The 8,627-nt window shown below is 70.6% G+C and carries 8 protein-coding genes and 1 pseudogene; 4 read left to right on the top strand and 5 right to left on the bottom strand.

Going from position 1 to position 8,627, the window contains the following annotated elements; genetic code table 11:
* Positions 1 to 91: 91 nt before the first annotated feature.
* Together ACFVVA_RS41745 and ACFVVA_RS41750 are read right to left on the bottom strand one after the other, a co-directional pair.
* A pseudogene (locus ACFVVA_RS41745) lies at positions 92 to 1,003 on the bottom strand (IS5 family transposase).
* A gap of 22 nt (positions 1,004 to 1,025) precedes the next feature.
* Complete coding sequence (locus tag ACFVVA_RS41750; RefSeq protein ID WP_387695941.1) at positions 1,026 to 1,604, bottom strand: TetR/AcrR family transcriptional regulator; 579 nt, start codon at positions 1,602 to 1,604, stop codon at positions 1,026 to 1,028.
* A 164-nt stretch (positions 1,605 to 1,768) separates the two neighbouring features.
* Here ACFVVA_RS41750 and ACFVVA_RS41755 point away from each other — a divergent pair, with 164 nt between their 5' ends.
* Positions 1,769 to 2,005: a hypothetical protein gene (locus ACFVVA_RS41755; protein ID WP_387695942.1), complete on the top strand. Its 237-nt coding sequence runs from the start codon at positions 1,769 to 1,771 to the stop codon at positions 2,003 to 2,005.
* 76 nt (positions 2,006 to 2,081) lie between these two features.
* Here ACFVVA_RS41755 and ACFVVA_RS41760 read toward each other — a convergent pair whose 3' ends face one another.
* Both ACFVVA_RS41760 and ACFVVA_RS41765 read right to left on the bottom strand, forming a co-directional pair.
* A complete protein-coding gene (locus tag ACFVVA_RS41760) occupies positions 2,082 to 2,348 on the bottom strand; it encodes a hypothetical protein (RefSeq protein ID WP_387695943.1) in 267 nt (88 codons plus the stop codon).
* A 331-nt stretch (positions 2,349 to 2,679) separates the two neighbouring features.
* Positions 2,680 to 2,985 (bottom strand): hypothetical protein, encoded by a 306-nt coding sequence (locus ACFVVA_RS41765; protein ID WP_387695944.1) that lies wholly within the window; start codon positions 2,983 to 2,985, stop codon positions 2,680 to 2,682.
* A gap of 758 nt (positions 2,986 to 3,743) precedes the next feature.
* On the opposite strand from ACFVVA_RS41765, the gene ACFVVA_RS41770 reads away from it, so the two are divergent.
* The 3 genes from ACFVVA_RS41770 (at position 3,744) to ACFVVA_RS41780 (ending at position 6,380) form a co-directional block, all read left to right on the top strand.
* A complete protein-coding gene (locus ACFVVA_RS41770; RefSeq protein ID WP_387695945.1) occupies positions 3,744 to 4,319 on the top strand; it encodes a hypothetical protein in 576 nt (191 codons plus the stop codon).
* Positions 4,320 to 4,518: 199 nt separating this feature from the next.
* Complete coding sequence (locus ACFVVA_RS41775) at positions 4,519 to 5,559, top strand: helix-turn-helix domain-containing protein (RefSeq protein ID WP_387695946.1); 1,041 nt, start codon at positions 4,519 to 4,521, stop codon at positions 5,557 to 5,559.
* 281 nt (positions 5,560 to 5,840) lie between these two features.
* On the top strand, positions 5,841 to 6,380 hold the full coding sequence (locus ACFVVA_RS41780; RefSeq protein WP_387695947.1) for a hypothetical protein: 540 nt from the start codon (positions 5,841 to 5,843) through the stop codon (positions 6,378 to 6,380).
* Positions 6,381 to 7,067: 687 nt separating this feature from the next.
* Here ACFVVA_RS41780 and ACFVVA_RS41785 read toward each other — a convergent pair.
* Positions 7,068 to 7,433 (bottom strand): hypothetical protein, encoded by a 366-nt coding sequence (locus tag ACFVVA_RS41785; RefSeq protein WP_387319898.1) that lies wholly within the window; start codon positions 7,431 to 7,433, stop codon positions 7,068 to 7,070.
* Between the last annotated feature and the right edge of the window lie 1,194 nt (positions 7,434 to 8,627).

Consider the following 8,627-nt stretch of genomic DNA (forward strand, 5'->3'; position numbering starts at 1 on the left):
CTACCGAGCCGGCGTCGTCCTCGCCTCACTGATCCTGTGGCTGCGAGCCGACGAGAAATAGCCCCTGCCGAGATCAATTACGAGACACGCGCTAGGGCCTGTCTGACAAATGATCATCTGGCTGGTTCGCGGAGCCAGAGGATCAGGGAGGCCAGGACGACTCCGGCGCGGTAGCGGTCGGCGAGCTTGTCGAACCTGGTCGCGATGGAGCGGAACTGCTTGAGGCGGGCGAAGCATCGTTCGACCACGTTGCGGTCACGGTAGACGGCCTTGTCGAAGGCGGGTGGCCGGCCGCCGGGGCGCCCTCGGCGCTGGCGGTTGGCGACCTGGTCGCGGCGTTCGGGGATCGTGGCTGCGACGCCCCGGCGCCGCAGCAGGTGGCGGATCGCCCTGCTGGAATAGGCCTTGTCGCCCAGCACGCGATCCGGTGTCGTGCGTGGGCGGCCCGTGACGGCGCGCGGGACGCGGATGCCGTCGAGGACGTCGGCGAATGCGGTGGTGTCGTTGACGTTTCCCGGGGTGAGCACGATCGACAGCGGCAGGCCCCGGCCGTCGACGGCGAGGTGGACCTTCGTGGTCAGCCCTCCCCGGGACCGGCCGAGGGCCTGGCGCGCCTGCGAGCGGCCCGGATCTTCCAGTTCGTCCCCGTCTGTATCCCCTCTTTGCGGGCGCCCGCGGCGTGCTGGTGGGCCCGGTTGACCGTGGAGTCGACCGCGACGGTCCACTCCACCCGCCCCACCGCGTCATCGCGAACCTGAACATGCTCCAGCAGCTTGGCCCAGGTGCCGTCCACCTCCCAGCGGGCGAACCTCTCATAGACGGTCTGCCACGGACCGTACCGCTCCGGGAGATCACGCCACGGAGCCCCGGTCCGCAGCCGCCAGAGCACTCCGTTGACCACCTGCCGGTGATCACGCCACGGACGGCCACGCCCGTCCACCTGCGGCAACAGGGGCTCTATCCGCTCCCACGCCGCGTCCGTCAACTCGCCTCGACCTGCCACAAGATCAATTATCAGACAGGCCTTAGGGGTAGACCGAGGCGAGCAGGTCCCGGACGAAGCGGTCCAGGTCGTCGAGGCCTGCGGCGGCCAGGCTGGCGGGGCCGGCGACGAGCAGGTGCGGGATGGCGGCGTGCAGGCCGAGGGTGACGGTGACGGACCGTTGCGGGGTGACGGGCAGGCCGGCCGCGCGCTGGGCGTATTCGAAGGCGGCGAAGTCGGCTGCGGCGATCTGGTCCAGGATCGCTGACAGCCAGGTCCGGCGGGTGGCCTCGGTCTGCAGTTCGAGGTAGGCGAGCATCCTGTGACGGCCCGGTCCGGCGACGTTCTCCAGCAGGCTTGTGATCATGACCACCAGGCCCTCGCGGTCGCTTGGTCCCGGGCCTGCGGCCGCGAGCTGTTCGGCGGCCATGCGGTACTGCTCGGCACACCGCTCGGCTATCGCTCCCAGCAGGGTGTCCCGCGTGGGGAAGTAGTTCTTGGTGGTGCCCGACGGCACCCCGGCGGCCGTGTCGACGGCCCGGTGTGTCAGCCCGCGCCCGCCCTCCTCGGCCAGCACGTCGATGGCCGCATCGCGCAACAGGTCTCGCCGATCATGATTCACCGTCAAATGTCCTTTCACTATTACTACTTGAAGGTACCACCACAGATGTGGTACCACATCTGTGGTGAGTCCTCCGGAGGAGAAGAGCGGGGCGGCTCGAAGCCGGTGGCGACCGGCCAGGGCGGCCCGCCATGACGTGAGACGCGACGGGTAAGGGGAGATCGATGGCCAAGTTCCGCGGACACTGCGGCGAGTGCGGATTCAAGACCGGGTGGACCACTGAGGCCACGGCAGGGCAGAGCATGCTTGATCACTACGCCCACAAGCACCCCAATGTCGAGCCGGGGGGTGCCGCGCAGATCGCGCCCGGTGACCCCGAAGGGGTGGGGTGTCTGGGCTGGGTCGCCATCGTGATCATCGGGCTCATCCTCCTCGCCATGTGCTCGCGCAACGGCGGCTGAGAGCGTGCCGCGCCGCTGACCACAGCAACGGCCCGCCCCCAACCGAGGGAGCGGGCCGCCGTACGAGCCAGAAGCGCTATGCCGCGGCGCGCCGTCCGGCGGCGACGGCCTGGTCGAGGTGGTGCGCGAGCTCGGGCAGCTGCCCGACCGGGTCGTTGTCGACGGTGATGGTGCGGGGCATCGCCAAGGCGATCGCGCCCACCGCGGCCAGGGCGAGGCCCTCACTGGTGGTCAGGCCGGTCTCGTGGACCAGTACCAGCCCGCTGAGCACGAAGACGAGGTCCTCGTCCACGCCGCCGTCCTCGTCGTCATCGGGGTCCAGGTCCCGGCCGCAGGCGGACACCGCAGCGGCGTACTCGGCCAGGTCCCGGCTAGAAGGTGGTGTCGGTGCTGATGCTCGACCTGTCGACGCCTACGGCGAGATCACCGCCGCGTGGACGGCGGCCGGAGTCCGGCACTGACCCACCGACGGCCGGCCGAGCGAGACCCGGCCGTCGCCGTCGCCGGCTCTTTGCTGCTCGTCCTGTCCCGCCTGCTGGGCCGTCCCACCGGTCTTCGGTGGGACGCCGTTCAGTTCCCGGCCCGGCCCGTCGTCGGCCCGGTCTTGCGGTGCGGTGGATCAGCCGGTCGTCCTGCTCCTGCTCGTCGTGGTGCCGGGTGCAGTGCCGCCCACGTCAGATGTCCTTCAGTGTCTGCAGGAAGGCGTGCTCGGCGGCGGCCAGGGCGTCGAGGACGGCGGTGAGCTGTTCCGGGGTGTGCTCGCCGACCTGGGCGCGGTCGGCCACCGAGAGGGCGAGGTCCAGGTGCGCGGCGACCTGGGGGTCGCCGTGTCCGAGGTAGTGGGCCTCGTAGTTCCCCCGCAGCCGGTGGGCCCAGTCGCGCCACCGCTGCACCTGGCCGTCCACCACCGGCGTCCCGGCGATGAGCCAGAGACGGAAGTGGTCGGCGACGACGTGGTCGGCCGGACGGTGGTCGAGCATGGTCCCGCACCCACGCTGCTGCTGGTCGTCGCCGGTCCGCAGTGTCGACCCGCGGCCGTAGCCGGCCGAAGCCGCCGCGGCGAGGTCCCGCTCGACTCAACCACAGCGGCGCCGGACCCCCCGGGGAACCACGCCGCCGGTCAAGGCCGGCGAAGGGCCCGCCCGCCCTGTCGCCGAGCCGGGCCCCTGCTGCGCCGTCCCCGCCGCGATCCTGTCGTCCATCCTTGACCTACGCCGCCTCCTGGTCGCAGCGTGCCGCTCGCCGCCGGCGCGGTGCTGCGCCCGGGATGCCCGCCCCGTCGACTTCCGACACGGAGCTGAGACGCCGTGCATCCGACACGACGTGAGACTGCGTACGAACCCGCAGGTCACGGGACCGCCGTCCGACACGGGCCGCGAGATCCTACACGCACCGCCGACTGTAGGTTCCGCGTCTCCATGCGCAACGGCCGCGCCGGATGCGCACTCGATGCGCAATTCTGGGCCTGCGTGCGCAATGGATCTCGTGACCAGCGTCGATACCGAAGGCGGTCCATCGTCAGACCACGGCGCCCCCGAGGGATTGCGTATCCCCGGCCGACCGGACGACTGCGCATCGAGCCCGGATTCCGGTGTTTCCGCTGGAACCAGTGCGCAGGGAGTCGCGGACCCTACACCGACCACACGCCGGCCCACCCCGTACAGCCGGCCGTTCTCGTTGGACCACCCGACCGCCCCGCACCCGCGCGGCGACGACCGCGCCGACCAGGAGCCCCATCGTGACCGACACCGCCCCCGCCGGCCCGCTGTTCCCGAAGCCCGGTGAGCCGTTTCCGCCGTTCACCGCCGCCGACGCCCTGGCCTCGCCCGCCTACGCCGAGGTGTTCGCCGCCCTGCCCGCCGAGTACCACGAGGCCGCCGCCGAGTACCTGGCCGCCGTCGCCGGTATCCCCGACACCCTCAGCGCGTTCAGCGAGGACGACTACGAGGAGGCGTACCTGGACGAGGACGACGGTCCGTTTGTTGGCCTGAGGCGCACCCCCGCCCAGCGCCGCGAGGACGCACTGCAGACCATCGGCCTGGTGAACGGCTACCTCGCCGACTGGCAGCGGGCCGTCGAAGGACTGGCGCTGGCCTGCTACCCGCCCTGCCCGTCGGACGCCGCGATCGCTCTCCTCGAACGGGAGGCGGGCGCCTTCTACAGCGAACTGGTCCGCCAGCGCACCGAGCAGGCGACCTGGTTCCTGCGGGACGCCGGCCTGCCCCAGGCACCCCGGCCTCCGATCGAAGGACACTCGATCGCCACGTCCGGCGGCTACGTCGACGTTGTTCGGCACCTGACCCTGCACCGCTGACCACACCCTGCCCCGCCGTCCCACCCGCCTGCCCCGCTTGTCCCGCCGCCCCGCCCCTGGGCCGTGGCCGTGGGTGCTCTGACCGCTCGCCCCGGCTTCCCCCACGAGGGCACTCTTCGGTGGCATGATGCCCCCGGCGGAACCAGCCTTGCGTGTGGGACGTGAGTCCCTGTCATCCACTTTTCGGGGGGAAAGCGGTATGTGGATTTCCTTGCTGCCTGAAACCGTGCGGCCGAGCGAACGGTTCGACTGGTTCAACGACACGGTCGCGCAGACGGTGATGCCGACGGCGATGAGCCCGGAACCGTCCACCGAGTTCCGCGCCGAGGCCGAAATGCTGGACCTGGGGCCGCTGCGGATGGCCCGGTTCGTCTTCTCGCCGCTGCGGTCGCGGCGGACACCGGCCCTGATCCGGCGCGGTGACCCGGAGCAGTACCAGCTGGCGCTGATCCGCAAGGGCGCCGCAGTGCTGTCCCAGTCGGGAAACGAGAACCGGATCGGGGCCGGCGAGTTCGTCCTCTGGGACACTTCGCACCCGTCCGACACCCGGATCCCGCCCGGACCCGGCCCGGTCCGGCTGACGATGCTGCAGTTCCCGCGAACCCTGCTCCCGCTGCCCGGCCGGCGCCTGGAGCGGCTGCTGGCCGGGCGGCTCACCGGCGGACACGGGGTCGCGGCCGTGCTGATGAGCTTCCTGGACAGTCTGGAGGCCCACGGCGACACCTGCGAGGCGGCGGAGCTGCGCAGGCTGGGCACCGTCGCGGTGGAACTCGCCGCAGCCCTGCTCGCCCAGCGGCTCGACGACGCGGGGCAGCTGCCGGTCGAGGTCCGCGCGCGGGTGCTGCTGGAGCGCATCCGCGCCTTCATCGAGGACAACCTCGGCGATCCGCAGCTGACCCCGGGCACCGTCGCCGCGCGGCACAACATCTCGCTGCGCAGCCTCCACCAGCTGTTCCGCTCCCACGACCCGCAGTCGGAGACCGTCCACGCCTGGATCCGCCGCCGCCGGCTGGAGCGCTGTCACGAGGACCTCGCCAGCACCCGGCTCCACGCGTACACGGTGCAGTCGATAGCGAACCGTTGGGGGTTCAGCAGCGCGACCGTCTTCAGCCGGACCTTCCGTCAGGCCTACGGGCTCACTCCGACCGAGTTCCGGAGACAGAGCCTTGCCGGGGCCCTCGCACGGAGCGTCGAGGATCCCCGCACGGAGCGCACATTCCGACGGGCGTCCGCTTTCTAGTCTCGAAGTCGTGCCCGGGCGGTGCAGACCGGCGGGCCACAACAGGACATCGAGCGAACGGAGTCGAAGAAGCAGGCTGAAGAAGAGTGCCAATTAATTCGCTTTCAGATTCTTGTCGCGAGATTTCCGCAATTTGACCCCCGTGGCCTGGAATCGGATTCTGCGCATTCGAATTTAGTGCGTCAAAGTTGACTGATCTCTGCGTGCACGAGGTGCCGTTGTAGATTTCGTTTGCCGCCGCCCGATCGGGAGGGGGCTTGTCCTTTGGAAGGTGAATGGAAGTGCGGAAGATCGTTATCGCTGCGCTCGGCGCCGGTTTGCTGCTGGCCCCGCTGGCTGGCAGTGCGTCTGCGGCGGAGCCGGGGGGCTCTCCGTCTAGCTTTGCCTCGCCTGCGTCGGGATCCCGTGTGGCAACCGGACTTGCTGCCGGAACCGGCCTGGCTGCGACCTGCTGGGCGCCGGCCCAGAAAGCGGACATCGCTTGGAAATCGTCGACCTCGGCCATACAAGCGGGTGATGCGTACTGCAACTACGACCGCACCTACGTGTTCGGCATGCAGGCGGACGGCAACCTCGTGCTGTACAAGATGGACGGTACGGCGATCTGGGCCAGCGGCACGTACAACCACCCGGGTGCGTACGCGCTGATGCAGGCCGACGGGAACTTCGTCGTCTACGATGCGAACGGTTCCGCCTTGTGGTCGACGGGCACCTGGTGGGCCGGTTCGGGCTCGGTTTTTGCATTCCAGAACGACGGCAACCTGGTCCTCTATAAGGCTGACCACACCGCGGTCTGGGCCAGCAACACCAGAGGCCGCTGACCCCACCGTCGCCGCCCTCGCCCACCACCTCGTACGCCACTGCGCCCGGCCTGTCAGGATGGCCCTGAGTGCCTGTTTCTGAACCTCAGAGCAGCAGGTCAACTAGCCATTGCCCGGAATGCGGAGTTCACGGAAGCGTTCGCCGAACGGTCACAGTGACCGTTCGGCGAACGGAACTGCTGGGGCTGATGAGACGCGCGAGGCGGTCTCCAGAGAGACCTTCACCCGGAGTCCGGCACTGACCCACCGACAGTCGGCTGGACGAGACCTTGAACCCCTGGGCCCGCCCTCGGCGGGCCGCGCGCCTGGTCGCTGTCGGCGGGAGGGCCGGTGTCCGTCTCGCCGTCCCGGTGCTCGTGCTGCGCCGGCTGTGCCGGGTCGTCGTCGTGGTTCTGGTGGTGCTCGCCGTGGTGGTGCTGCGCCGCCTGCCGCCTGCCTGTCCGGGCCGGGCCTGGGGCCGTCCGGGGCCGCTGTTCGGGGCCTGGCGGCCCCCTCTGGGTGGTTGTCAGCGTTTTTGGTGGCGGGGTGGCCGTTTGGTGATCTGTTCCATCATGGCGGCCCACTGCGGGTCGGTCTCGCGGATCCGCTGCCACCGCTGCTCGCGCAGCACCGGCCAGTACACCTCGGCACGGCGAAGGGCGGCCAGGCCTCTCGGGGGTGGTGCCGAAGGCCGGTGCGGCCCAGTGGTCAGCCCGTAGGGCGGGCCCCGAACACGTGGGCCACCCAGCGGTCCAGGCGCCGGCCGAAGTCCGCTGCGGAGGTGATGTCCGCGGCCGGCAGGGCTCCGCCGTCGTCACCGGACATGAAGTCCACATCGGCCCAGCCACCCCGGTACAGCACCACCTCCAGGGCCTGGTCCTCCCCGCGGGCGAGCGTGACTCCCACCGAGTCGGGATCGCCCACCCGCGCCCGGTTCGTCAAGAACTGCTGCGACCACGGGATCGCATGATCACGCCAGGTCAGTTCACCCACCGTCAGCCCGCCGACCCGCCACCCCGACATCCGAGTGGCCACCTCCACCGCCGCCTGGTCCAGGTCGACCACCCGCTCCATCGCCGCTCCCCTTTCCGCTGGACCAGAGCGTACGCGGGGTGTCGACGGGCCCGCGCGGAATCTGCCACCCCACCGCCCTCGACCTGCCCCCGCTCACCGACCCGACCCGCCCCACCGGACGCCACCGCCGCACCCACCCGTAGCCCCGGCAACCAGGAGACCGTCCACGCCTCGCCTCCGGGCTGCGCCGCGTCGCCCCCGCCCACCCCAAGGCCGGCCGGATGGACGGCCAGGCCCGGCCGGTGCGTCTCGCCCGCCCGCCTGTCCTGGGGGCCGGGCCGGGGTGTCGTCCTGGGGGCCGTGCCCGGTGCGGTGCAGGGCGCCGGCACCGAGCGGGGCGCTGCGCCCGGTGCCCGGGTCCTGGGGGTGGGGCCGGGGCCCGCTGGTCGCCCGGCCCGCCGTTCCGTCGGCCCGCCGGCCTGCCGACGGCGCCGCGCTGCGCCGGGGCCTGCTCGGTGCCGTCCCCGAGTTATGGGGTATTTGCATGGCGGTTTTGATGGGGTTTTTGCATGGGGATTCGGGGGTGGGGTTTGTGGTTGCACTGGAATTTCGCGTCACATCGTCAACGGCGGGCGGGGGTGGTTTTCTGAGGGGGTTTGGGGGTGGATTCCTGGGTCTGTACGGGGGTTCGGGGTGATGCATTCTGTGGGGTGCGGCCGGATGAGGAGGCCGTCTGCGGCAGGGTTGGCTGATGGCGGCATTCTGATACGGGGTCGCGGGCATTGTTTGGGTCTGTTGGTGGACCTTTCCGGCGTCAGTGGTTCAGACCACTGCGGGAGGTCTGAACCACTGACAGTGGGTGATGGCGTGTGGGGTGGGGTCTTGTGGCGGGGCTACGGTCTGTGACACTATGCAGTCAGGTGGTCGGGGTGTGGGCCTTGGCCATCGCGGGGCGAGAGGGCGGCGTCGAAGGCGAGGGCCCACCCCCTCCTCCCGGTCAGCCAGGCGCACGGAGTGCGCCAAAACCCCCACTGACCAGCAGAAATATTGCCTAGGCCGGGCCCAGACGAGGTGTCATGGGCCCGCCGGTGCGGAGCGCCGGCACCCCGGCGAAGGGAAGTCCGACCACCAGGCCGAGCCCGCGCAGACCAGCGGCGCGGACGCGCCGCAACTACCCTCCGCTACTGCGCCCCGGAGGGGCGCCGCAACGCTCCGTCACGCTAGTGACGGCGCGTCATGTCTGCGGAGCAGACG

Source organism: Kitasatospora sp. NPDC058048 (genome assembly GCF_042885555.1).
In the GTDB taxonomy this organism is placed as follows: domain Bacteria; phylum Actinomycetota; class Actinomycetes; order Streptomycetales; family Streptomycetaceae; genus Kitasatospora; species Kitasatospora lactacystinica.

Bases quoted from the DNA above. Each gene is read 5' to 3' on its own strand.
- ACFVVA_RS41755 (WP_387695942.1), top strand. From the start codon at position 1,769: ATGGCCAAGTTCCGCGGACACTGCGGCGAGTGCGGATTCAAGACCGGG.
- ACFVVA_RS41765 (WP_387695944.1), bottom strand. From the start codon at position 2,985: ATGCTCGACCACCGTCCGGCCGACCACGTCGTCGCCGACCACTTCCGT.
- ACFVVA_RS41775 (WP_387695946.1), top strand. From the start codon at position 4,519: ATGTGGATTTCCTTGCTGCCTGAAACCGTGCGGCCGAGCGAACGGTTC.
- ACFVVA_RS41785 (WP_387319898.1), bottom strand. From the start codon at position 7,433: ATGGAGCGGGTGGTCGACCTGGACCAGGCGGCGGTGGAGGTGGCCACT.